This is a genomic window from Roseobacter sp. OBYS 0001, from assembly GCF_019654895.1.
Classification (GTDB): domain Bacteria; phylum Pseudomonadota; class Alphaproteobacteria; order Rhodobacterales; family Rhodobacteraceae; genus Roseobacter; species Roseobacter litoralis.
On the sequence record NZ_BPES01000023.1, the window covers coordinates 1 to 23298 of the forward strand.

The 23298-nt window shown below is 54.4% G+C and carries 26 protein-coding genes; 12 read left to right on the forward strand and 14 right to left on the reverse strand.

Annotated elements, in window-relative coordinates; translation table 11 throughout:
• Both K5Q35_RS22395 and K5Q35_RS22400 read right to left on the reverse strand, forming a co-directional pair.
• The coding region (locus K5Q35_RS22395) for a hypothetical protein (protein WP_220801454.1) at positions 1-258 on the reverse strand (258 nt) is incomplete at its 3' end.
• Between the two features lie 98 nt (positions 259-356).
• The gene (locus K5Q35_RS22400; protein WP_220801455.1) at positions 357-932 is read right to left on the reverse strand and encodes a TetR/AcrR family transcriptional regulator; all 576 of its coding nucleotides are present in this window, start codon (positions 930-932) and stop codon (positions 357-359) included.
• A gap of 76 nt (positions 933-1008) precedes the next feature.
• On the opposite strand from K5Q35_RS22400, the gene K5Q35_RS22405 reads away from it, so the two are divergent.
• The 3 genes from K5Q35_RS22405 to K5Q35_RS22415 are packed head-to-tail and all read left to right on the forward strand — an operon-like array spanning position 1009 to position 2633.
• Positions 1009-1800 (forward strand): crotonase/enoyl-CoA hydratase family protein, encoded by a 792-nt coding sequence (locus K5Q35_RS22405; protein WP_220801456.1) that lies wholly within the window; start codon positions 1009-1011, stop codon positions 1798-1800.
• A gap of 1 nt (position 1801) precedes the next feature.
• Positions 1802-2230 carry a DUF1330 domain-containing protein gene (locus tag K5Q35_RS22410; protein ID WP_220801457.1) on the forward strand — a complete coding sequence of 143 codons (429 nt, stop codon included), beginning with the start codon at positions 1802-1804 and terminating at the stop codon, positions 2228-2230.
• Positions 2231-2288: 58 nt separating this feature from the next.
• Positions 2289-2633: an antibiotic biosynthesis monooxygenase gene (locus tag K5Q35_RS22415; RefSeq protein ID WP_220801458.1), complete on the forward strand. Its 345-nt coding sequence runs from the start codon at positions 2289-2291 to the stop codon at positions 2631-2633.
• 98 nt (positions 2634-2731) lie between these two features.
• Here K5Q35_RS22415 and K5Q35_RS22420 read toward each other — a convergent pair whose 3' ends face one another.
• A complete protein-coding gene (locus tag K5Q35_RS22420; protein ID WP_220801459.1) occupies positions 2732-3121 on the reverse strand; it encodes a Rid family hydrolase in 390 nt (129 codons plus the stop codon).
• Positions 3122-3530: 409 nt separating this feature from the next.
• Entirely contained in the window at positions 3531-4412 is an 882-nt protein-coding gene (locus tag K5Q35_RS22425; RefSeq protein WP_259650644.1) for a LysR substrate-binding domain-containing protein, read from the reverse strand.
• 98 nt (positions 4413-4510) lie between these two features.
• On the opposite strand from K5Q35_RS22425, the gene K5Q35_RS22430 reads away from it, so the two are divergent.
• The 3 genes from K5Q35_RS22430 to K5Q35_RS22440 all read left to right on the forward strand — a co-directional run bounded on the left by K5Q35_RS22430 (position 4511) and on the right by K5Q35_RS22440 (position 6910).
• Complete coding sequence (locus K5Q35_RS22430) at positions 4511-5467, forward strand: DMT family transporter (protein WP_220801460.1); 957 nt, start codon at positions 4511-4513, stop codon at positions 5465-5467.
• Positions 5468-5645: 178 nt separating this feature from the next.
• Positions 5646-6032: a VOC family protein gene (locus tag K5Q35_RS22435; protein ID WP_013962749.1), complete on the forward strand. Its 387-nt coding sequence runs from the start codon at positions 5646-5648 to the stop codon at positions 6030-6032.
• Positions 6029-6910 carry a DMT family transporter gene (locus K5Q35_RS22440; RefSeq protein ID WP_013962748.1) on the forward strand — a complete coding sequence of 294 codons (882 nt, stop codon included), beginning with the start codon at positions 6029-6031 and terminating at the stop codon, positions 6908-6910. The genes K5Q35_RS22435 and K5Q35_RS22440 overlap by 4 nt, the downstream gene beginning before the upstream one ends.
• 173 nt (positions 6911-7083) lie before the next feature.
• On the opposite strand, the gene K5Q35_RS22445 is transcribed toward K5Q35_RS22440, so the two are convergent.
• On the reverse strand, positions 7084-8106 hold the full coding sequence (locus K5Q35_RS22445; protein ID WP_220801461.1) for a permease: 1023 nt from the start codon (positions 8104-8106) through the stop codon (positions 7084-7086).
• 85 nt (positions 8107-8191) lie between these two features.
• On the opposite strand from K5Q35_RS22445, the gene K5Q35_RS22450 reads away from it, so the two are divergent.
• Complete coding sequence (locus K5Q35_RS22450; protein ID WP_220801462.1) at positions 8192-9049, forward strand: LysR substrate-binding domain-containing protein; 858 nt, start codon at positions 8192-8194, stop codon at positions 9047-9049.
• 849 nt (positions 9050-9898) lie between these two features.
• On the opposite strand, the gene nadE is transcribed toward K5Q35_RS22450, so the two are convergent.
• A complete protein-coding gene (gene nadE, locus K5Q35_RS22455; protein ID WP_220801463.1) occupies positions 9899-10948 on the reverse strand; it encodes an NAD(+) synthase in 1050 nt (349 codons plus the stop codon).
• Between the two features lie 152 nt (positions 10949-11100).
• Here nadE and K5Q35_RS23010 point away from each other — a divergent pair, with 152 nt between their 5' ends.
• The 4 genes from K5Q35_RS23010 to K5Q35_RS22475 all read left to right on the forward strand — a co-directional run bounded on the left by K5Q35_RS23010 (position 11101) and on the right by K5Q35_RS22475 (position 14262).
• On the forward strand, positions 11101-11472 hold the full coding sequence (locus K5Q35_RS23010; protein ID WP_374758669.1) for a GFA family protein: 372 nt from the start codon (positions 11101-11103) through the stop codon (positions 11470-11472).
• A gap of 287 nt (positions 11473-11759) precedes the next feature.
• Positions 11760-12245: an NUDIX domain-containing protein gene (locus K5Q35_RS22465; protein ID WP_220801465.1), complete on the forward strand. Its 486-nt coding sequence runs from the start codon at positions 11760-11762 to the stop codon at positions 12243-12245.
• Positions 12246-12526: 281 nt separating this feature from the next.
• The gene (locus K5Q35_RS22470) at positions 12527-13471 is read left to right on the forward strand and encodes a helix-turn-helix domain-containing GNAT family N-acetyltransferase (RefSeq protein WP_259650645.1); all 945 of its coding nucleotides are present in this window, start codon (positions 12527-12529) and stop codon (positions 13469-13471) included.
• 47 nt (positions 13472-13518) lie between these two features.
• Positions 13519-14262 (forward strand): DMT family transporter, encoded by a 744-nt coding sequence (locus K5Q35_RS22475; RefSeq protein WP_220801466.1) that lies wholly within the window; start codon positions 13519-13521, stop codon positions 14260-14262.
• A gap of 219 nt (positions 14263-14481) precedes the next feature.
• On the opposite strand, the gene K5Q35_RS22480 is transcribed toward K5Q35_RS22475, so the two are convergent.
• From K5Q35_RS22480 to K5Q35_RS22510, 7 genes are all read right to left on the reverse strand, one after another.
• Entirely contained in the window at positions 14482-14898 is a 417-nt protein-coding gene (locus tag K5Q35_RS22480; RefSeq protein ID WP_220801467.1) for a VOC family protein, read from the reverse strand.
• A gap of 93 nt (positions 14899-14991) precedes the next feature.
• Positions 14992-15747 (reverse strand): metallophosphoesterase, encoded by a 756-nt coding sequence (locus K5Q35_RS22485; protein WP_259650646.1) that lies wholly within the window; start codon positions 15745-15747, stop codon positions 14992-14994.
• Positions 15744-16571 carry a phosphodiesterase gene (locus tag K5Q35_RS22490; RefSeq protein WP_220801468.1) on the reverse strand — a complete coding sequence of 276 codons (828 nt, stop codon included), beginning with the start codon at positions 16569-16571 and terminating at the stop codon, positions 15744-15746. Before K5Q35_RS22490 ends, K5Q35_RS22485 begins: the two co-directional genes overlap by 4 nt.
• A gap of 61 nt (positions 16572-16632) precedes the next feature.
• Entirely contained in the window at positions 16633-17880 is a 1248-nt protein-coding gene (locus K5Q35_RS22495) for an ABC transporter substrate-binding protein (RefSeq protein WP_220801469.1), read from the reverse strand.
• A 100-nt stretch (positions 17881-17980) separates the two neighbouring features.
• Entirely contained in the window at positions 17981-18943 is a 963-nt protein-coding gene (locus K5Q35_RS22500) for a carbohydrate ABC transporter permease (RefSeq protein ID WP_220801470.1), read from the reverse strand.
• A complete protein-coding gene (locus K5Q35_RS22505; RefSeq protein WP_220801471.1) occupies positions 18943-19911 on the reverse strand; it encodes a carbohydrate ABC transporter permease in 969 nt (322 codons plus the stop codon). Before K5Q35_RS22505 ends, K5Q35_RS22500 begins: the two co-directional genes overlap by 1 nt.
• A 1-nt stretch (position 19912) precedes the next feature.
• The gene (locus tag K5Q35_RS22510) at positions 19913-21067 is read right to left on the reverse strand and encodes an ABC transporter ATP-binding protein (protein WP_220801472.1); all 1155 of its coding nucleotides are present in this window, start codon (positions 21065-21067) and stop codon (positions 19913-19915) included.
• 32 nt (positions 21068-21099) lie between these two features.
• On the opposite strand from K5Q35_RS22510, the gene K5Q35_RS22515 reads away from it, so the two are divergent.
• Entirely contained in the window at positions 21100-22038 is a 939-nt protein-coding gene (locus K5Q35_RS22515; RefSeq protein WP_308443363.1) for a LysR family transcriptional regulator, read from the forward strand.
• Between the two features lie 778 nt (positions 22039-22816).
• Here the strand turns inward: K5Q35_RS22515 and K5Q35_RS22825 are convergent.
• Entirely contained in the window at positions 22817-23212 is a 396-nt protein-coding gene (locus K5Q35_RS22825; RefSeq protein WP_259650647.1) for a LysE family translocator, read from the reverse strand.
• Between the last annotated feature and the right edge of the window lie 86 nt (positions 23213-23298).

Sequence of the window (23298 nt, forward strand, 5' to 3'; positions counted from 1 at the left end):
CGCACCGACACTACCGCTCTGCCAGCCCCCAAAGTCCAGACCGTTAGAGAGAAAAACCTGCACAAGACGGCGGGAAGTGTGAATTCGCTGCACCTGCGAGCAGTCTTGGACTGCGGATAGGAAGCGGTCCTTCGTTTTCAATGCCGTAAAGCAAGACATCACCGAAACGAAGACAAACCGAGGTTCTTCCCGAAGGCGAACTAGTTCGATTTTTTGGACATTTACAGATGCGCCTTGCAATTCAAGATGCGTTTTCAAACGCAGTGCTTGGCTTCTTGGCGCGGCTAGCCGCAAGCCTTCAGATCATCTTTGTTGAAGTCTGATTTTTCCGCACATCATGCACGGAACAATCCAATTCACGCTGATGCATTGTCGACAATGCACTTTGCGACCTTTCCAGCCTCTTCGATATATGCCGGATCGCGATGAACAAGCATTGTTGAGAACGCACCATCCATTAGCAGAACAATTTGGCGGGCCAATTCATCTGGCTTGGCGACAGAATAACTGTCGAATACGTCAGAAAGCCAAGCCTCAAACTTCTTCTTGTGGGCCGCTCCGACTTTCATGGCTGGATGCCCGGGCATGTTTGCAAGCTCAGCTGCTGTCCTAAGGAAGCCACAGCCTTTCCACTTCGGATGTTGCGCCGACATTGCCAGGTTCAGAAAGATTGCCTCGATCTTTTCAGCAAGCCTGCCATCCGCTTCTTCGAACCACTTCCTGAAAAGAGTAAGGTTCGGTTGGTCCCGCGACATAAGATAGGCTTCGATCAAATCATCTTTGCTCTTGAAGTGATAGTAGACAGTCTTCTTGGTAAGTCCTGCCTTGGCCGCAATCGCATCAACGCTGACCGCACGAATGCCCTCGCTGTAGAACAATCGGTTCGCCGCATCGAGAATGCGGTCTTTGGCAGGTGCAGCTTCAACAGTCATTCGAGATGTATACTGTCTAGTGAGTATACGTCAACGCTGTCCACCACTATCCTTAACAAAACAATTGGAGACGAAGATGTCAGACCTGGTCAAACACGAGACACACGATGCGATCAGCTTACTAACACTGAACCGGCCAGAAAAGCTGAACGCACTCAACTACGCGACCAATGATAGGTTCCTGTACCTGCTGGATGAAATCGAAAATGACACGTCGATCCGCGCCATAATTCTGACAGGCGCAGGACAGCGCGCATTTTCAGCAGGCGGCGATATCCATGAATTTAATGATAGCGTCAAAGCCGGTGTCGATATCGCGGTAAAAGAATTCTGTAAGCGCGGCCAATCGATGACGGCCCGATTGGAATCCTTTCCCAAGCCGATCATCGCAGCCGTCAACGGCATCGCATTCGGTGGTGGGTGCGAGATCACAGAAGCTGTTCATCTGGCTGTCGCAAGCGACCAGGCTCTCTTTGCAAAACCTGAAATCAATATCGGTATTCCACCTACATTTGGGGGAACGCAGCGGTTGCCGAGACTGGCTGGACGCAAGCGTGCATTGGAACTTCTTTTGACCGGCGATACGTTTTCTCCTCAACGCGCCTATGAGATGGGGCTGGTCAACAAAGTTGTACCCCATGAGCAATTGCTTCCAGAAGCCTTTGACTTGGCCAAACGGATTATCCGGCATTCCCCCGTTGCGGCGTCACGGATCATCTCGGCGGTGACCAGAGGAATTAACACTACAATTGCAGAAGGTTTGCTCATTGAGCGAGAGCAATTCGCGCGGATGGCAGCGACCAACGACGTTCATGAAGGTTTGGACGCCTGGATTGCGCGGCGAACACCCCAGTACACAGGAACATAACATGCCAGAAACCGACTTTCACACGAGCTTCTCGAAAGCAACATGGGAAGAATTCAAGACAGATCAGCAACCCGGTCCAATCCAATTACTGAACCTTATCCGGTTGCGCGATCAGGCAGAGTATTCTGATGGCAGCGTCTCCACGGGCAAGTCGGCTTACAGGCGATACAGCGACATAAGCGCGCCTGTATTCCAAAGTCTTGGCGGGACCATCGTCTGGCGAGGCGGATACGAACTCACCATGGTTGGGCCCAAAAGTGAGGTCTGGGACATCACTTTCGTTGCCGAGTATCCCAATGTTCAAGCCTTTATGAGTATGATGAAAGACCCTTCCTATCGGGACGCAATGATCCACCGTCAAGCCGCAGTCATGGATAGCCGCTTGGTGAGGTTCCGATCCAGCGCAGCTGGTCAAAGCTTCGCTGGGTAAACATCCCAAGCCTTTCACTCTGAGTTGCCAATCACACTGATACAAAAGGACGTCGATCTTGATAGTAGTAATTTTTGAATCTTGGCCAAAGCATCGGCGCGGTGACACGTACCTGGAGATGGGACAAAGGATGATGTCACTTGTCGAAGGTTTTGATGGCTTTATTTCCATTGAGCGATTTGAAAGTGTCGTCCAATCAGGAAAGTTTGTCGCACTGTCCTTTTGGCGTGATGAAGAAGCCGTCATAGCTTGGCGCAATGTGGTCGAACATCGCCAGATTCAACATGGTAGTAGAACATCCATTTTTGATGATTATCGACTGCGCGTCGCCTCTGTAATCAGAGATTACAGTATGCGGGACAGAACTGGTGCACCTCGTGATAGCATCGATGCTCATGGCTAAACAAAGTGGTAGTTTGTTTTGCGTTGATGGGTCCCCTTCTCCATCATGCGTCCTAAACCGCAGACAGGGGCGAGCGCCTCAAGCTGACTTGGGATAGGTTAGTCGCGTTTCGCAACGACACGAAGCTCGACAACAACCCCCTTTGAGGCGAAGCCAACAACCTCGATGGCAGTCCAAGCTGGGTAAGGTTCTTGCATCCGTGCTTTCCAAGCTGTTTTGAACTCTTGTAAGTGATCACGCAAACCGACATGGTAGCTGGTGATTTCAACAATGTTGCCAGCATCCATCCCGGCTTCCGAAAGAACCTGGAAGACTTGTTCAAACGCTGTTTTTATCTGTTCTTTGGGATCTTCAGACAAATTCCCATTGAGCGGCATCCCGTTGAAGCCAGTGAGAAAGACAAACCCATCAACTTCTACTGCCGGTGACATGTGCCAATCGTCATTTAGGATCTGCATTTCGGATGGAATAATGGCTGTCTTTTGCATGCCAACAGGTCTGCACGTCTGTAGATATTGAGCAAGAACATTGACTGACTTTTGCGGGAAAATCGACGATCAGGTGTGCCGTAACGGTAAGACCTCAGAGCGCCTGAGTGCTTAAGCTGGACCACTTGCCAAACAGACACGGATGGATTTCTGCAAAGTTGATGGCAAAAGGCGCAGCCTGAGGCGTACAAGAGCCTCAAGTACAACCGGCGCTGCGTTTTGGCTGATCGCAGGTAACACCGGTGCTTCATCATGAGATTTGGCACGGGGTTGGACTACGGCCATAGCTTGCACGAACCCGGCAATCACGAGGTTCTCTCTATACCTTGATTGCAAACTGAAACAGTCGCAACATTGCGGATCATGATGCCGATTACCTTTTCGCTGCACATGTTATCTCTAGAAAATTCTACTGCGCTGAAAAATGATAGATAAAGGCGCGCAGGCGCGGTAGTGTTTGCAGCTGGCGTGGAAAATACACGTGGAAGCCGGGGCGTTCCGGTGTCACATCCGCAAGCACTTGCCTAAGCGATCCGTCGCGAAGATGATCCGCTACCCCAGCCTTCAAGGACCAACCTACCCCCAATCCACGCAGTGCTGCGTCCACAACCGAGCGAAGATCACTTACAATCAGCGACCCTGAGGCGGCGACTACATGCATGTGATCGTCGATCACGAACTCCCAAGGTGTAATCTGGCCAGAACTGAGTTGCCGATGTCTGATACAGCGATGCGCCAGTAAATCAGATGGACTCTGAGGCATACTGTAGCGCGATAAGTAGTCGGGCGAGGCAACATAGGCCCCCTGCAACGGCTTGCTAAGCGCCTTGGCGATCACATCCCCGGACAGATAGTCTCCCAGACGTATCCCTGCGTGAAACCCGTCTTTCTGAATATCCGTCAGTTCTTCGTTGATCGCGAGGTCGAGAGTGATATCTGGAAAGGCCAGATGGAATTGTTTCAGCCGAGGCGCAATCACCAGCTGCCAGGCCCGGAAAGGCAGGGTGATCCGCAATGGGCCTGAGAGATCTTTGGCCTCTGATCGGACGGCCTCAAGCGCTGCGTCCGCTTCATTCAGAAGATGCCGCGTTCGCTCAAACAGAGTGCGACCGGCATCGGTGAGGACGACGGACCGCGTGCTCCGGACGAACAACGACGTTCCCAGATGTTCCTCAAACGCCTTGAGTTGCTGAGAGACCGCCGAGGCATTTACGCCCAAGATCCCTGCGGCCGCGCGCAGCGTTCCCTGTTCCGCGATCGTGTGAAATGTCCGCAGGCCAAGAAGCGTCAATCGATCAATTGTGTAGCTCAGCTAATGATGTTGATTTCATTATGTCATATTTCCGCGGACACGCCTATGCGCTAACCTGAGTAAGAGGAGTGAACGCCATGTCCTATGCACCGACAGCTGATCGCTCAATCACTTCTGGGATCGTTACTATTTTATTGACCGTCTCTGCGATGGCTCTGACGGATGCCTTTGTGAAACATGCAAGTTCAGATATGACACTTTGGCAAATTTTCGTCTGTCGGTCTTTGGTCGCGCTGCCACTGCTGCTTGTATTGGCAAAGGGGCGCATCCGCGTGAATAGTTGGGTTTGGGTCTGTGTGCGCAGCACATTGTTGGTTGCAATGTATTTGGCGATCTATGCCGCGATTCCGGTGCTTGATTTATCGGTCATCGCGGCAACGCTTTATACCAGCCCGCTGTTCATTGTTCTACTATCGGCAGTCTTCCGTTTGGAAGCCATCAGCAAGGTTCATTTGGTCGCGGTGCTGGTTGGCTTCGCAGGTGTGCTCTTTGTCGTGCAACCTGCGGGGGCTGCCTTTACGCCTCTGTCACTGATCCCAGTAATTGCCGCTTTCTTCTACGCGACAGCAGCCGTCTTAACGCGGGCGAAATGTGCGCGTGAAGCCCCGGTCACGCTGGCCATCGCGCTAAATGTCGCACTCATCATCTGCGGCACGATTGCAAGCATTGCTGTATCCATAGTCCAGCCTGCAATTGCAGCTAGCTATCCGTTCCTGTTGGGCAAATGGACCGAGATGACCCCCGGGTCTGCAACCACGCTTGTCATCATGGCCGTCCTGATTGTTGCCATAACTGTTGGGTTGGCACGAGCTTACCAATCTCCGCGCCCTCAGGTTATCGCAACCTTTGACTACGCATATCTGATCTTCGCGGCGTTCTGGGGGTTTGTTTTCTTTGGTGAGGTTCCTGAGGCCAGCACGATGGGCGGCATATTCCTGATCATGATGGCAGGCGGGCTTGTGCTTTTTTTCGACAGGAGGCCAACAAACAGACCTCTGTGCGAAGCCCGCCTTTCGCTGAAAGCTGACGAGTAAGTAGTTTGAGCTTGATCCGGTCCTCTGACGTATTGAATGGGGATGCTTTCCGTGCCGATAGGTTCAAACAAACGGCATCACCGGGAAAGCCCATCATCCTCAAGATTGGTGTTATGTCTGTTGGAAAGGATCTAGTAGTTCCTAAACCAGCCCTGAGATGCGCAATGGGGAGCACCAAATGATTGACCATGTGTCCGTATCGGTCACCGATCTTGCGGCGGCACGGACGTTCTATGTCGAAATTCTTGAAAAAATAGGACTCTGTGAGCTTGTTTCCCGCGAACACAGCGTTGGATTTGGCAAGTCCTATCCGGAATTCTGGCTGAATGAGCGACCGAACATGGGAGCTGTTGCGCAAGATTGTGGTGCTCATGTTTGTTTTCGGTGCCCTTCCAAAGACGCTGTCATCGGCTTTCATACGGTAGCGCTAGCAAAGGGTGGGTCTGATGCCGGTATGCCTAGGGACCGTCAGGGCGCGAAGACACCCTATTTTGGTGCATTCATTTTCGATTTGGATGGCAACAAAATAGAGGTTGTCACTTTTCCACGCGAGGCAACGGCATGAATGCTCAATCAACAAATCTTTCAGCCGGGATTTTCTTTGGTGTTCTCGGAATGCTTGGGTTCAGCGGAACGCTTGTCGCCACGCGTACAGCGGTCTTCGATTTTTCGCCGCTGGACATCACCAGCGCACGGATCGTTATGGCGGGCCTCCTTGGTGCGATTTTTCTGGTCCTGAGCCGACAAACAAGGTTTCCAGAGCGCAGGTTTGTGCTGCCCATTATCGTCATGGGCCTCGGTCTGGCGGTGGGTTACCCATTCTTTCTTGCCTTGGCGCTAGAAAAGGTGCCCGCCGTGCATGGTGCTGTCGTGACCGGTCTTGCCCCTGCTGCAACCGCTATTATCGCGGTGGTACGCACTGGCGAGCGGCCATCAATCGCTTTCTGGACTGCTTCTATTGTGGGATTCTGTGCAGTTTTCTATTTCGCATACGACGCAGGGGGAGGACATCTTAGCCTCTCAGATGGATGGCTCTTGCTTGGCATGTTGAGTCTGGGCGTCGCCTATGTCGAAGGGGGCCGAGTATCACGTGAAATTGGAGGGACTGCCACGCTGAGTTGGGCAATGCTTTTTCTGACGCCAGCGGCAATTGTCCCGCTCTTGGTGCGAGCCAGAGAGATCGACATCGAAGCTGTTGCGGCGTCAAGCTGGATTTCGCTGGCCTATCTCGGGATCGTCAGCATGTTTCTGGCGTCAGTGTTCTGGTATCGGGGTCTTTCCCTTGGCGGCATTGCCCGGATTGGCCAGATTAACCTACTTCTACCGCTCGTTGCTCTCGCTTGGTCAGCATTGTTTCTTGGCGAGGAAATCACTGCGACAGCCTTTGCTTGTTCCATAATTGTCCTTGCTGCCATGATTGTTTGTCTACGAAGCCGAACCTGACATTCGCTACCGCGCAGAAGGCAGTATGGTCGGCGTACTGCACTCCTTGGCAGCGTTGGTCACCAGTGTCAGGCTTCTGGAAAACCAGTCTTTCGCCGGGCTATGCATTAATTGGTACATTTAGGGATCTTTCAGATCTTTACCAAGGCCTGCTTCCAAGCCGATACCAGACTTCAAATGACCCACTCGAAAGCGTATCCAGCCGCCAACGACCCCAGAACAGCGAGCAGTAGATACAGCAGGAACGGTTTTAGTTTCAGCACAGGCGCGATGGCCATCGCGCCCCAGATGCTCACCACACCGCCTGAGATCAGAAAGGCCATCGCGGCCCCCTCGGACATACCATTCTCAATGAGGCCACGCGCCAGGGGCAAAGCCGCATAGCCATCGATGTAGGCCGGGGCACCTACAAAGACGGCAGCGGGAATAGCCCACCATTGATCTTCACCAACATATGCGGCAAGCGACCCCGGTGTCAGCGCCGCGTTCAGGGCATATTCGGCGGCAAAAGCCGGTATCAGGCAAATCACGATGATCCGCGCTGTTGCGCGGAACTGTGTGCTGAAAGACTGACGCCGTTCAGCGGTGCGCCAGACCTTTGGTTCGAAGCTTTGAACATCACCGCATCGCGCAGCACTCAGTTGTCGGGCCAGACCATTGTCGCGCAGCGGGTTCGATGCCCAAGGCGACTTGGCGAACAATGCGGTGATCGCGCCGCCGAATACACCCAACCCGATTGCTGCCACCATTTTACCAATTGCAAAGCTCAGACCAAGCGTTGCAGCCGTTGTGGCAAGCATGGCCGGATCGGTAATGGGAGACGAGAGCCAGAACGCCATGATTGGCGCAAGCGGCACGCCCGCCGCCAACAGACCGACCATCAGTGGTAGAACTGTCACACCGCAGACCGGTGTGATGGCTCCGATCAGCGATGCAGCCGCTACCGCGCGCAGCGTCCTTCCTTCAAACGCGCTGGCTATGTGCGTATCCGCGCCACTGGCGATGATCCAAGCTGCAAGAAGGATACCGGGGATAACGATGGGGGCGACGGTGACAAGGCCCCATCCAACAAATAGCGTGGCGTTCAGCACATGCTCAGGCCATGCAAATGAGATGCCTGCAAGCAAGGCAAGGCAAAGGCTCCAGAGCGCACGCTTCTTGCTTGCGCCTCGGCGCACTATGGTTTGATCGGCCATGGAATACTCCTTTGACCTTGCAAAATAGCGATCGACAAAGCATATGTGAAACGAATAGCTTGAATACCTACCATCGGATTTGCAAATGGAAAATCTTGATAGTGACTTGCTTCGTACCTTCCTAGCTGTCGCTCAGGCGGGAAGTGTTACTGATGGCGCTGCGCGCATCCACAGATCGCAATCCGCCACCAGCATTCAGGTCAAACGCCTTGAGGCTATCCTGGGGCGATCTGTGTTCGACCGTCACGGGCGCGGCGTCGTGTTGAGCGAGACCGGACGTCGGCTACTGCCCGTTGCCCAGGATGTGACGGCGCGCCTTGATGTGACGCTGCGGGAAATTTCTCAGTGCGCGGTGTCGGGCCAGCTGCATGTGGGCATTCCTGACGATCATGGCAGGGCTAAGCTGGTGGAGATCATTTCTGCCTTCACGCGCCATCATCCCGGGGTCGAGCTTGTCGTAACTTGTGCGTTGAGCACAGAGTTCCCCAATGCGCTGGAAAAAGGGGTGCTCGATCTTGCCATTTACGAAGTGGAACATCCGAAACCGCAAGAGGAGGTCTTGTTCGAGGACCCCACATGCTGGATGACCTCCACACATCGGGATTTCCCGACCGGCGAAAGCCTGCCTGTGGCCCTGTTCGATCATGCCTGCTGGTGGCGCGATGTGGCGATTGCTTCTCTCGAAGACCGCGGCAAGCCGTATCGTATTGCCTACTCCAGCCAGAGCGTTTCCGGCGTCATCGCGGCCGTCGAAGCCGGGATCGCCGTTGGCCTGCTGGGTCGATCATCTTTGCATTCTGGTCTGTACGCCGTAGATGAAAACCTAGGGTTTGGATCGACGCCTGCATCAAAATTGGTTATGGCTGCGAGAGGGGCCAAGGAGACCCAACTACAGGCTGCTATGAAAGAGGCGGTCCGATCCGCGTTTCAAACGACGGCGTGAGAAAGTCGCCCAGGGTGCAACTTTAACAAATGCGCAAGTTAGCTCACTGCTGTGACCTGGCCGCGTTGGTCTAGGCTACGGTGAGATATTGACCCCTCTAGATCTACAACGCGGGACATTCCTGCCGTTCGTTTCATTCAATTGAATGGCGGCTCTGGACTGGGCTAAAGATTTCTTGTTGGCAGGACGCCTGCCAATTGAGTTGCTTCCCACTCTTCAATCAGAGGCTCACCGAGGCCCGCGAAGTCGTCGCTCTGGAGCTTTGATCGCATTATGAGATTGAGTCTGAAATGCCTTACCACTTGTCGCAATTCACACCATGCAGCAATTAACCCGGCATCGACGTAGTAAATCAGAACAAGCGGCCAGATTGTGCGCTTGGTTTTACTAATGAATTGTCGTGCCCGTTTGCCGACACCAAACCCAAAAACAAACCGGGCAACAATAGCATGCCGTCCATAGCCAACCGCGTGTTGAAGGCCTCGCCGTAGGTCCGCGCAATCAACGATGTGATGTACGCGAAGGTGAATATCAGAGCCATTGTCGGGCGCGTTTTCTCACGTAGGTAGATTCTGAATTGGTTTTGATCGTTACAGATAGCGGTAGCCATTTCTACAGCCGATAGTGCCTAGTTTACAGTTTCAGTGCCATTGACGTGGGTTTCTGCCTTGCAAATGCTAAGCGTCACCGGCGCCCGGCACCGCTCCTACCGTAAATGCTCCAAACTGCTGTCAGATTTTCACTGCAACGGCGAACACTGCCATGTTGACTACGCATTCCTCCCGTTCCCGAATGCTTGTGCTTGGTCGGCTTGGGCACTGCGATCTAAAGCTGCAATTTTTGGATGAGCTATCGCAACGCATTTGGGATGTTGCAAACTGGGATTGGCTCCATCTTGTGACGATTAGCACTGTGGAGGCGATCGTAGATGGCAAGCACGGCTAGTTGCCGTTCGTCGAGTGTTGATCTGTCTCCGTCGAAAGTCATTGCCCATTCGAGTTCGTTGTAGCTGGCTCCGATTTGGTCCTCGTCGGTGCGGTTATCCCCCCATAAGCCGTCAGTGGGCGCAGCCGATAAAATAGCCTCGTTGATATTCAGCGCGTGTCCCAGTTCATAAACTTCGGATTTCGTGAGATCGGCGATCGGGCTGACGTCTACTCCACCATCGCCATACTTGGTGAAAAAGCCGATGCCAAAATCTTCCACTTTGTTCCCCGTACCGACGACAAGACGTTCGTTCATACTGGCGAAGTAATACAGCGTTGTCATACGCAGGCGGGCGCGAGTGTTTGCGATTGAAATCTCGCGTAGCTCATCTGCGGGACGGCTCGGCAGCACTTCGATCAGACGATCAAAAACGCCGGTCAGATCAACCAAAGAACTTTCCACATTGGGATGGCGCTCTTTGAGGAACGCGATGTGTTCCTGGCCTCTCTTGATCTGATCCGTGCTTTGGTGAATTGGCATCTCAACAACTAATAGTGGGAGACCCGTCTCTGCTGCTAGAGTTGACGAGACTGCGGAGTCGATGCCGCCTGACACGCCAATTACGAAACCCTTCATTTGGGCGCGTTCACAATAATCTTGTAGCCAACTCGTAACATGCTCAATGGTAGACTCGACATTCATCACATTTCTCCCAATTTGTCCAAAAAGCGAACGCGCCTTACCGACATATCGCAGCAACAAACTACCGGATCGATTTGGCAGACGCCATAATTGACACCCCAGAACAGGTAGGAAAAAGATCTGCGGGAGCACTTTGCCGCTCGCAATGATCCGACCTTTCAAGGGTAAAATTCCTTTGCGAAAAAATGGCAGATCATTGATTGAACAAACCCGATATTCGTTGCCTAGCCGAAAATCGGCTAATTTGAGCTCATTGAGGTTGTCTGACACGTTTGATCGGGTTTCGACTGGAAGGCAACGAGGCTGATGTCGACTGAGCGGGACAAACCTGCCGTATGTCCGATACACTTGTATGGCTACACTAACTTTACTGCGTAACGAGAGGAAGGATTACTATGACAGAGGCAATCACCGGAGGATGCATGTGCGGCGCTCTGACCTATCGCGCCGATGCAGGACCCATCAACGTTCGGGTTTGCCATTGTACGATCTGCCAAAGGGCAACCGGAACCTCTTTCTTTGCGCGCATTCTAGTACCACTTGAAGCGGTACAGATTTCGGGGCCAATCCATTGGTATAACTCGTCAACTGAACTTGCTCGCGGCTTTTGCGCGAGGTGCGGCAGCACACTTTTCTCAAAGAGAGAGAGCCATGGCGTGATCGGATTGGGCTTTGGCAGTCTTGACAATCCAAACGATTTCGATCCCGAAGAACACATCTGGGTTTCTGAACAGCAGAAGTGGCTTCATTTTGCAGATGAAGTGCCGACCCATGCAGGTCCAGCACCATCCTGAAACGCAATCGAAACGATGTCCGTGCCAGATTTGCTGGCGTCGTACTTGGGGTCTGGATGCCAGAGCCTGTCGACGACACCCGGTTCACCTGCCCCGTCAGAGTTCTGAAGTCCTTTCCTATCTCGTGGATCGGCTCGGCAAGATCGTTTCAAAAGACGATCTCTTTGAAAACGTCTGGGCAAAGACAGTCGTTGCCGACGAGTTTGGTTTCAGCTTTATGCATCGTAATTTTGTGGTTTGGATGTACGGTGGACTTTGACGCATTTTGTTTTGGGAGAGAGATTGCAATGAGTTTTGAGGATAGCCATCTTGGAAAGATTCGTCAGCTCATTGGCTCACAGCTCTTACTTGTTCCCGGTGCTCGTATCGTGATCGAACGACCCGATGGAAAAATACTTCTACAAAAACGGAGTGATCTCAGTGTCTGGGGGCTACCCGGTGGAAATGCCGAACCTGGTGAGGATTTGACTTCGGTAGTTGAAAGAGAAGTCTTTGAAGAAACGGGATTAACCATCAAGAATGCAAAGCCCTTTGGCTTTGGATGCAATCCTGAATTCGAGACTGTGGAATTCCCAAACGGCGATCAGTGTCAGTTTTTTGTTCTGAACTTTTTCACCAAATCCTTCTCAGGAGATCTGGTCATGTTGGATGACGAAAGCCTCGCGCTCGATTGGTTTGATTTGAGCAACCTTCCTGAGATGCTCCCAAACATGAAAGCCAGTATACTTGCTTATAATTCTTACCGTTCCACCGCTGAGTTTCAAATGATCTGAACGATGCAAGTGAGGTCGCTAGGTCCGCAGGCTGTGAGTTCACTTGCGCTGAGATTTTGCTGTCGCAGCGAATAGCTGGTTCCAAGGGCCGCGCCGCAGCATCTGATGTCTTCGGCGGACGGCGGCTTTGGGCCGTCCTTGTTAGGGTGGTGCTACCTGCCTAGCGAAGATGCTGTGCTCGCTCCGAGGTCGGGTTTGAGCCCAAACTACCACGATGATGCATCATTCCACACGTTGTTAATGGATGGACGATTTCAAAAAAATAGTTGTACAATACAACCATGGATGAGAGAATCTTAGTTCCCCGCATAGACAAAATGCGCGCTGCAGCGCGACATATCGTACGTGAACTCGGCTTCATGCAACGTGGACTGGCGGGTACTGATCTGTCTCCTTCTGCGGTCCATACTATTATCGAGCTAGGATACGGCACAGTAAAGAATGCCAGCGATCTTGGCGACCTTTTACATCTGGAAAAATCCAGTGTGAGCCGCCTGGTTCAAAAGCTGAAGAAGGACGGCCTCATTCAAGCTGGCCCTGATCCGAGTGATAAGCGGGCACGCGTTTTGTCTTTGACGGAGGAGGGCAAGCGTCTGCTCGGCGAAGTCGAAGCGTTTGGGAAGCTCCAACTTCGGTCTGCACTTGAAGATTTGCCGTCAGCGCAAATAGCAACGATTGAGACTGGCCTTGCCCTGTTTGCAAAATCGCTAAGCGGCGCAAGCGCATCTCCACCAAAAGTCGACATTTTTGAAGGCTACCGCTCGGGGGTCATATCATCCGTGGCGCATCTACATGCGACCTTTTACGCGCAGCATTGCGGATTTGGCTCTGTTTTTGAGCGCAAAGTTGCAACGGAAATGTCAGAGTTCATGGGGCGGATCGACAATCCAGTAAACACGACGTTTTCCGCCTATTCTGGCGATAGGCTTCTTGGGTCTATCTCCCTTGATGGCGAGGATTTGACCGATGGTGCCAGCCACTTGCGGTGGTTCATCGTTAGCCCCATTGCGCATGGAATGGGCATCGGAAATATGCTTCTGCGCAAGGCTACAGCATTCGTCGACGATCACGGCTTTGATCGCACGCGGCTATGGACCTTCAAAGGACTGGACGCCGCGCGCCACCTTTACGAAAAACACGGGTTCACGCTCGCGCATCAGACCCCCGGCACGCAATGGGGCATGCAAGTGATTGAGCAGGAGTTTGTACGTGGACGCGGAGTATAGCGACGCGTTTGCTTCCCTATCTCGCGGCCTCATTCACGGGCATACAGGTGGGTGACGCCCTTGTGGCAAGTGAGGCGGTTGTAGACGCAACCGGAGCAGCCGGATTGGGGTTCTGGCGATATCTGATCGCTAGCATCGTGCTTACCCCGTTCTGGGTTGCCGCCCGCGAACCACGTATCTCGCGCGGTGATGCATTGCCGATCTCTGTTATCGGCGTCGGGCAATTCGGACTGCTGATCGCCATGCTAAACCTTGCAGTCCTTCTCGCGTTCTCTGCACGGGTGTCGTTCATCTTTGCGACATTGCCTCTTGTCACGCTGACCTGCGAGCGGGTGCTGTTTCACAGGCTTATCGGCACAGCGGAGCTATTGGCGATCTTGCTGTCTGTGCTTGGCATTGCTGTACTGCTCGGGACAGATTTGTTTGTAACAACGATTGGCTCGTTTGAATTCTTTGGTCTTTTTGCAGCCCTCGTGGAGATCATGACGGGCGCGGTCTGTTCAGTATATCTGCGTCCCTACGTTCGAAGGTATGGCGGCGTTCAAGTCAGCCTTCTTGCGATGCTCGCGTCACTCGTTCCGCTCGGCGCAATCGCAGCGTTTGAAACGCAAGGTCTGACCACAGCTGGTTGGACACACGCCACGGCTTTCCTCGTTCTCGGTATCGGTTTGTCGAGCGGTGCCGGGTTCTGGTGCTGGCGCTATGCGCTGTCGTGCATCCCGACCGGTCACGTGACTGCGTTCCTTGGGCTCGGTCCTATCTACAGCAACCATTCTGTCTTTTTTGTTTGAAGGGGGGTCAGATAACGGGATCGGTCGCCATCGCCTTGGGGCTCGTCGTCTCAGCACTTCTCGTCTTGGCATTTGCCAAAGGAGGTAAACCATCTTCATAAACTGTCCTTGCTGGAGGGGTCGCCCTCTTAATATAAAAATGCTTCAACCGATCTGGCGGCGGTAAGGAGCCAAATTCACCGTATGCTGCATTCCGCTCGAATGGCCGCGATGCCTCTTCTATCCGTCTCGTCCGGGTTCGCTTGGATCGTTCGAAAACAACGCGATTTTGTTACCGTGAGGGTCGCGGAGATAACCAACGTAGAAGTGAGAGCCATACAAAGCGCGGAACCCCGGTTGGCCGTCGTCAGAACCTCCAGCGGCAAGGGCAGCGGCGTGAAGATTACGCACTTGGCTTTGACTACCGACGTCAAATGCGACCATGGCTCCGTTCCCACCCGATGCTGGACATCCATTGAAGGGTGATTTGACGTAGAAGTCTGGTGCACCGGGAGGGGTGCCCGGTTCTGAAGGCGGAATATAGCTCAGGTCCCCATGATATTCCTCTTGGCTGTAACCAAGGGCTGGGAGAAACGCAGAATAAAATTGTTTTGCGCGTGCGATGTCATCCGCACCAACAGTAATATAGGCGATCATGTGTAAATTCCTTCAAAGCATTTAGGCCTTTGGGCGATCCGCAGTGCGAGGACCTTGGAGTAGATTTACAAAAAGAACCGATCCGATCCATCGCTAAAATCGTGAAAATGAACCGTGACCTGATCGTCGCTCAACGTCACCACACTGTAGGCCGGAGGTTCGAAATTCGCAGCAATTCGATCGGCGGCCCCATTCAGCTCCAAAGCGACCTGATGGTTTAGGCCGCGCATGCAGGAATAGCTGATGCCCCGCCAATTGCCAAAAATGGCGCGATGCACATGACCGAAGAACAGATGCCGGATGCGCGCCTTGTGGGGGGGCGACGATATCATAGAACGCCTCGGCATCCTGCAACATAATCCGGTCCATAGATGCTATGCCTGTCTTAAACGGTGGGTGGTGCATGAACAGAACAACTGGGCCATTGGTTTGGTCCAGTTCGCGAGTCAACCAGACTTGGCGCGCGGGGCAATATGCGCCCGCATGGGTTTCTGGGTTTTTTGTGTCCAACAACAGAAACCGCCCGAACTGGGTTTCAAAACCGCTTTGTACAAAACCGCTTTCGTCGCGGGGAATCTCTGGGAAGGCGACGCCAAAGGATGCAGTGTCGTCGTGATTGCCGACAATTAGGTGCAGGGGCATGTCGAGCTCTTTGATTTCGCGCGAAAATCGCACATAGGCCGCCGTGTCTCCCCAATGGGTCATGTCACCGGTCAGGGCGACAAAGGCGGCATCGCTATGTTCTGCATTGATAGACGCGACAGCGGCCCGCAGGCGCGCGGCGGGGTCTTGGCCATAGAGTTCCCCTTCGCCAATGACATGGGTGTCGGTAAGATGAATAAATTTCATTCTGCGGCCACAGGTTTGGCCCAATCGTCCCACTTGGTTCCTGCACTGAAAATCGGTCCGTCCCAAGTGAAAGGGATTTCGTGAATGACGGTATCTGTGCCCTGTGCAAGGATCACCCCATAAGACGGGGCCATTGGAGCACCTTGCAGCAGCTCCTGCTCAGTCAGGTCCGGCAGGGATTGATTGCCGGTAGAGCGGACAGAGGCAAAGGAAATGCCGCACCACGTCCCGTGCACCGGCGCATGGACATGGCCGAAATGGATGTAATCAATGCGGCCGCGATAGGTGCTCAAAAGCTCCGCCAGTGATGCGCGATCTTCCGGCACGAGAGCAATCTTATCTTCGGCAGGCAAGCCAAGGGCCATAGGGTTGTGGTGCACGAACAGACGCGCACGGGCGCAGTTCATTAGCTCTGCCTCAAGCCAGTCGCGGCGCGCGGCGCAGAAATGGCCTGCGTGGGTGCCCGGCTCGGTTGTGTCGAGGTAGATCAGGCGCGTGCCGTCCACCGTTTCTGCGTAATTGATGAAACCCGCCGCGTCCTTTGGATGGTCGGGAAAGGCGGCAAGAAAGGCCGCGCGGTCATCGTGGTTGCCGATCAGCAGACGTACAGGACAGGGCAGATCGGTCAGCGCATCGACCAGGGTCGCATAGGCAGCAGGTTCGCCCCAGTGGGTCAGATCGCCTGTTATGATAATCCGCGCGGCATCGCGATGTTGGGTACGCACATCGTCGAGCGCTTGTGCGAAACGTCTGTGGGGGTTCAAGCCGCCCATGCGTTCACCGGGAACGGTCAAATGAATGTCGGAGATATGCACAAGTTTCATTGGCCTGAGCCTTTCTTGGAAAGAAATCCGGCCGCCCCCGAAAGGGCGACCGGAGGATGGTTTAGCCGTTGGGCAGCAGGTCGGCGATTTCCTCGACGAGTTCTTCCTGCAATTCTTTCATATCGGTCGCGTCGCCAGTGACGATGCGTTCGATCCCGTCATAGATCACTTGGGTGATTGCCAGTCCGTTGTCGCCAGGATAGGCCAGCCAGTCGCGCAACAGCGGGAGCTGGTCCACCGCGGTCTGTTTGTTCGGGTTCTGCTCGTAGAAATCGGCGAGGATGATCTCGTTGGCAGCCTTGTTCGGTGGCATGTAGCCAGTGGTCTTAGCCACTTCCGCAGCGCCTTCACCTGAGGTGATGAACTTCAGCCATGTCCAAGCCGCTTCGCGCACGGCAGGATCCTTGGAGGTTGAGGTCAGCATCGCCGCGTTGCCACCCGCAGGCAGCCCCATCGGCGCACCGTCGAGGCCCGGGAATGGGCCGGTCACCAGTTCGAAATCACCTTGGCTGCGCTCAACCGCGCCTAGAGCCGAAGTGGACCAGAACATCATGCCGACATAACCAGCGGAGAAAGACGACAATGCGGCCTTCCATTCGAGGTTCTGCATTTCACATTCTGTGAAGATTTCCTGCATCTGTTCCAGTGCGACCAGCGCCTCTGGGCTGTCCATGGTCACGCGGCCGTCTTCGACGATCGCTTTGTCCTGGCTCCACAACAGGGCCTGAACGAACCAGTTGCCGGTGATGTTCCAACCCCAGAAGATCGGATTGTCGATGCCGTTGGCCTTCATGGTCTTGCAGGCTGCAATCACCTCGTCCCAATTCGTTGGCAGCTCTTCGATGCCGCCTTCGCGCAGGATGTCCATGTTGTAATATCCAACCGGCAGGGAGATCGAGAACGGCAGGCCGTAGACTTCGTCGTCAAAGGTCGAAAGCGACAGCATCGCCTCGTGGTAGCCGTCCTTTTCGAAATCAGGTTCGCCGGCGATGAAGGGTTCCAGCGACTGGGCGATGCCTTTGTCGATCAGCGGTGCCTGACGGTTCAGACCCTGCATGCTGACATCTGGCAGGTTGCCAGCAACGGCCTCGCGCAGGACCGTGTTGGTGGCGTCCTCGTAGGATTCGTAGGTGGCGCGGAACTTGACCTCGATATTCGGGTGCGCCGCCTGGAAAGCGGGCATCATCGCTTCGTAGGTGACATCAAAGAGGTGGCTATAGGGATAGGCGAACTCGATGGTCACCTTGTCCTCGGCGAAAACGGCGCTGGCTGACATGGCCAAAACCATTGCAGTTGTGGTCAGTTTCATTAGGTTTGCTCCTGTTGTCGGGGACGTGTGGTTTGGTGATTGGCAGACCCCGGTGATTTTCCCCTTTCGGGGCTACGGGTAGGGCGGGAGAAGTCCCGCCTTACTTCATTCCAGACAAAGTGATCCCTTCGATAAAGCGGCGTTGGGCCAGTAAAAAAGCGACGATCAGCGGTGTGACGATAACGGTGGCAGTGGCCATCATCGGGCCGAAGAACGACCCATCCCCATCACCCTTGAACTCGCGAAGGCCCAGCGGTGGGGTGAAGAGATCGCGGTTTCCGGTCACGACGATGCGCGGCCAGAAATAATCGTTCCAATGAGCCACCACCGAAAAGATGGCAAAGGCCAAAAGCGCGGGGATCGCTGTGGGCAGCATCACCCGCCAGACGATGGCCAGCTCGGACATCCCGTCCATCCGCGCCGCATCAATCAGATCGTCAGGCACGGTCATAAAGAACTGGCGCATCAGGAAGATCCCAAAGACCGAGATGGTCCATGGCACGACAAGGGCGGCATAGGTGTTGGTCAGCCCCAGCTTCGCCAGCCCGATGTACAACGGCAGGGCGATGGCGTGGACAGGGATCAGCAGGCAGAACAGGACCAGCCCAAAGACCGCCTCTCGCCCCCAGAACTTGAGCTTGGCGAGGGCGTAAGCGGCGGGCAGTGCGACAACGATCTGGATCAGAAAGATCGATACGGTGACGATCACGCCATTGAGCAGATAGCGGACAAGCGGTGCTTCGATGAAAGCCTTGGAATAGTTGAACACCACGGGGCGCATGGAACAGGACGCCTCGGCCTCGGCCAACAAGGCCGCCTGCACGCTGGCGTCGTCTTGGCCAGCAAACCGCGCACGGGCGGCAACTATGTCGGCGCGGCTTGGCTGGCGCAAGGCGACACAGCGTGGGTCGATCATCATCTCCTGACGGCCAAAGAACCCGCCTTCACCACGGTCGATTTCGCCGGGGCTTTTGAACGAATAGCTGACCATCATATAGAACGGCGCCAACACGATGATCGTGCCAAGGATCAGCACCAGATGTTTCCACCAATCACGTGTCATCAATAGTGCACCTTGCGCTCGACCAGCCAGCGCTGGATCAGGGTCAGAAACATGACGAACAGCAGGAACAACATGGTGATGGCCGAGCCGATGCCGATCAGGTTCTGCTGGATGCCTTTCTCAAAGATCGCGAACATCATCACATAGGCGGATTTGTTCGGCCCACCGCCCTGCGGCCAGAAGGCCTCGATCGTGTCAAAGACCTGAAAGGCGCGGATGCAGGAAATGGTCACCACAAAGACGGTGGTCGGCCCGAGGGCGGGCCATGTGACCAGCCGGAACCGGTCCCACGCGGAGCGGGCCCCATCCATTTCGGCCGCGTGGTACAGTTCTCGGTGCACCGACGTCAGGCCGGCCAAGAACAGCACCATGTTGAAACCGAACCCTTGCCAGATGCCGATGAAACAGACCACCCAGATCGCGTAGTCGCGATCCCCCAGCCACAGCGGGAAACCCTCGGCGCAGCCATTGGTAAAGAAGGGCAACGCCTCAACCCATGTCCCGCAGGCCATCTCCAAGGTGCGGTTCACCATCCCGATCGTTGGATGCAGCATGAATTCCCAGGCGATGGCCATGGCCAACAACGTGGCCATCACGGGCAGGAAATAGATCGTCTTGTAGATGTCCCCGATCCGGCCCAGCGAATGGACCAGCAAGGCCGCCCCAAGGCCAAGACCCACGGAAATGGGCACCACGGTGAACACGTAGGTAAAGGTCGCAACAAACATCTTTTCGTAAGTCGAACGGGTCAACAGGCGCTCATAATTCTGCACGCCGACCCAATCAAAGCCGGGATTGCCCAATGAATAGTTAGTGAAAGACAGGACACCAGCCACGATGATCGGCACCAGCAGGATCAAAACCATGAGCGTCAAGGCAGGTGCCGCCAACCCCCAGCCCGCGCGCGCTTGCCTGTTGTCGGGTTTGGATTTGGCGACGCCTGCAACGTTGGGGTCCACGACCGCCATCTCAGGCCACCTCAGGTGCGAGGGTGGCGGCAAGTTCGGCGCGGCGCAATCGGTTCCCCTCTGCGTCAAACATTATAGCTGCGCTCAGATCAAAGGTCAGACCGACCTGCGCACCCAGACCCAAACTCTGCCGCTGTGCCGGCATGGCCCGCAGGGTCACCCGCGATCCATCGGTGTTCAGGGTAACTTGGGCAAAGACCTCTGACCCGAGATTCTCCAAATGCACGACCCGTCCGGTGAGACGCGGCGCGGATTGGGTCAATCGCAGGGCTTCGGGACGCAGGCCCATCTGCATCACCTTCGGACTGTCGATAGAGAAACGAGAATTCAGGACCTGATCAAACACCGTCAGCTCGGTGCCGTTTCGCTCCACCGGCAAGATGTTGATCTTGGGCGAGCCAATGAACTCGGCCACACGAATGTCGTCAGGGTCTTCATAGATCACATCGGGTGCTGCACATTGCAGGATTTCACCATCCATCATCACCGCGATCCGGTCGGACATGGTCATGGCTTCGACCTGATCATGGGTAACGTAGATAAACGTCGCCTTCAGGCGGCGGTGCAATTCGGCGATCTCGGAGCGGGTCTGAACGCGCAGCTTCGCATCAAGGTTTGACAGCGGTTCGTCCAACAAGAACGCCGCCGGATCGCGCACCAAGGCACGGCCCAAGGCAACACGCTGTCGCTGCCCGCCCGACAATTGCCCGGGCTTGCGATCCAGAAGTGCCGCTATTTCCAGCGTTTCGGCCGCATGCCGGACGGCTTGGATAATATCGGCTTTTTGCGTCCGCGCACCGGGCATCACACTGCCCAGCACCGGCAACCGCTGCAGCGCTGTCATTTGGCGCATCTGCAAAGGCACCGCGATGTTCTCGGCCACAGTTAAATGCGGATAAAGCGCGTAGGATTGAAATACCATCGACAGATTGCGATCCGCCGCGCGGAGCTGTGTCACATCCGTACCACCGATTGCGATGTTGCCGCTTGTTGGTGTCTCAAGCCCGGCGATGATCCGCAACAGGGTCGACTTTCCGCAACCGGAAGGGCCCACTAACGAAATGAACTCTCCATCCTTCACATCCAAGGTCACACCTTTCAAAACGGAGGTCTCTGCGAAGGACTTGGTGACAGATGCGATCTGCAAACCTGACATGCGATTCTCCTTTGGTACAGCCAAAGGAATAGGTGCTGAACACAACCGTTTTGTGTCGTCATATTAGTGAAACCGATGGGTTCTATCTTGGGGTAAAAGGACAGATCATGCGCCCCAACCACCATCAGTTCGAAGCGTTTGCCTATGTCGTCCGTGAGGGGAGCTTTTCCGCCGCCGCCGTCCGGCTGGGCGTCACGCAATCCACAATCACGCAACATATTGCGAACCTTGAAAAAGGCGTCGGAACGCTTCTTTTGCTGCGCGGTCGGGATGGGGTAGAACTCACCCCGACCGGACAGGATTTTTACGATCTGGCAGATCGCATGGTCGCCCTGAGCGCAGAAGTCACGGATCGGCTCGAAGGGTTCAATGCCATGAAAGAAGGTCGTCTCAAGATCATCGGAAATGCGCCGCAACCAGCGTTGAGGATTATTGCGCGGTTTCAGCGCCGGTTTCCCGATATTCGTGTCGATTTTGGGCTTTACGATTGGACGACTGCCAAAGCGATGATTGGCAACCGCCTTGCGGATGTGGGCTTGATCACCGATGCGCCCGATCATGAGCACTGGGAAAAAATCCACATCGAAAGCGCACGTTATGTGATCTATTGCCGCTGCGATCACTCCTTCGCCAAGCGCGCCAAGATCTCACTGGCCGAGCTTGCACAAGAGACGGTCATTGTCCCGGAGAAGGGGTCGCTCACGCGCCGCTTGCTGGATCAAGCTTGCAATCGCTACGGCATATCGTTCAATCGCGTGGCCACGATGACAACCTTCCCTTTGATGTGCGAAGCGGTGTTGCAGGGAATTGGTGTCGCGTTGTTCTTGCAAAACAGCAGCCTCATCAAAAACAATCTTTGCGAAATTGACATCGAAGAAATGCCCGAAGCCCGAAACACGTCCCTTATCGCCACCAAAGACCGCACGCGGTTGAAGCTCGTTTCAGAATTCATCAATGCCGCCATTGAATGAGAAACCCCTGAGCGTTCAGTTTCACTTTGTGAAACTAAGAGCAGCCCTTCAAGTATCCTGCAGCATTGGACGGTTTGGGCTCGGACCCGACCTCGGATGTGGCGCGGCAACTGTTCAATATTGGCTTCGGTTGGCGACAAGGACGGCCCATTGCGGACCTTGGACGACTGGTCAAGATACTGCAGTCGCAGCCCAGATTGCCGACATTCGCCGCAAAAGAAAAACCTGATGCGGGCCGAACTCACACAACGCGGACGAAGCGGACTTGTGCACGCGCGGTTGTTGCTCACGCAGCATTTCTTCGCAGTTGCAGCAGATCTTATGCTGCGATGCAGCCCAAGTCGCGGAAGCGGCCATTCAGTGATACCGACGTCAGTGGACTTCAGACCGTCCCTTCAATGCAGCCTAAACGAGTTAACAGAGGGCGGGACAGAGTTGCCATTGAATTGTTTCAAACCAATAATCGCTTTGAGACAACGCAATTGTTGCATTGGTAATACAACTGACACTTACAACAATAAACTTGAGGCATGTCTAACTAATTTAGATCGAAGCTATCGGACCTCTCTGGCTAGTTTCTCTGCGAACCCGATCAGCACAAGTCCCGAGAGAACCCTAAATCCGCGATATCTGGCTTGGGTCAAAAACCGTGTTCTTAATAATTCGGCCATTGCTGCGTAGGTCGTCAAAGACGCTAGAGATATCGCGCAGTATGTCGATACAAGTGCCACAGCTTGCGGCAATGCAGGTTAGTCTGCTTGAATGACTTGCGGAAAGATTACCACGTAGAGCAAAACAGCCTTGGGGTTTGATACGGCGAGCGTAAAGCTCTCAATGAGCAGCGTTTTTGTCGGTACAATAGGCATTTTCGACGACGACGATCCAAGATCGAGCGTTTCGCGATCAGACGCAGACCCAAGTACACAAGACAAAGCACCCCCGCCCATCGAAAAATGAACCACAGCCATTCCGAAGCGAGTATGAAGGTTGCAACACCAAACGCACAGGCAAACCCCGCAACCGCCAGTCCGGCTGCGTTCGCCACACCGGTTGATATGCACCGCTTGAATCCAAGTTGGGCCGCGCGCCGGATTGTATTCAGGATCGCAGGACCGGGTGTCACAATATTTGCGACAGAGATCAGCGAGAAGGCAAGCCATGCTTCAATTGACATGTAATATTCCTTGGAAATTTGGGCGAACGAAGCTGACCTGCTCCCCTTTGAGTCCGCTAATTTACGTTAGCTCTGTTCGGGTTTTG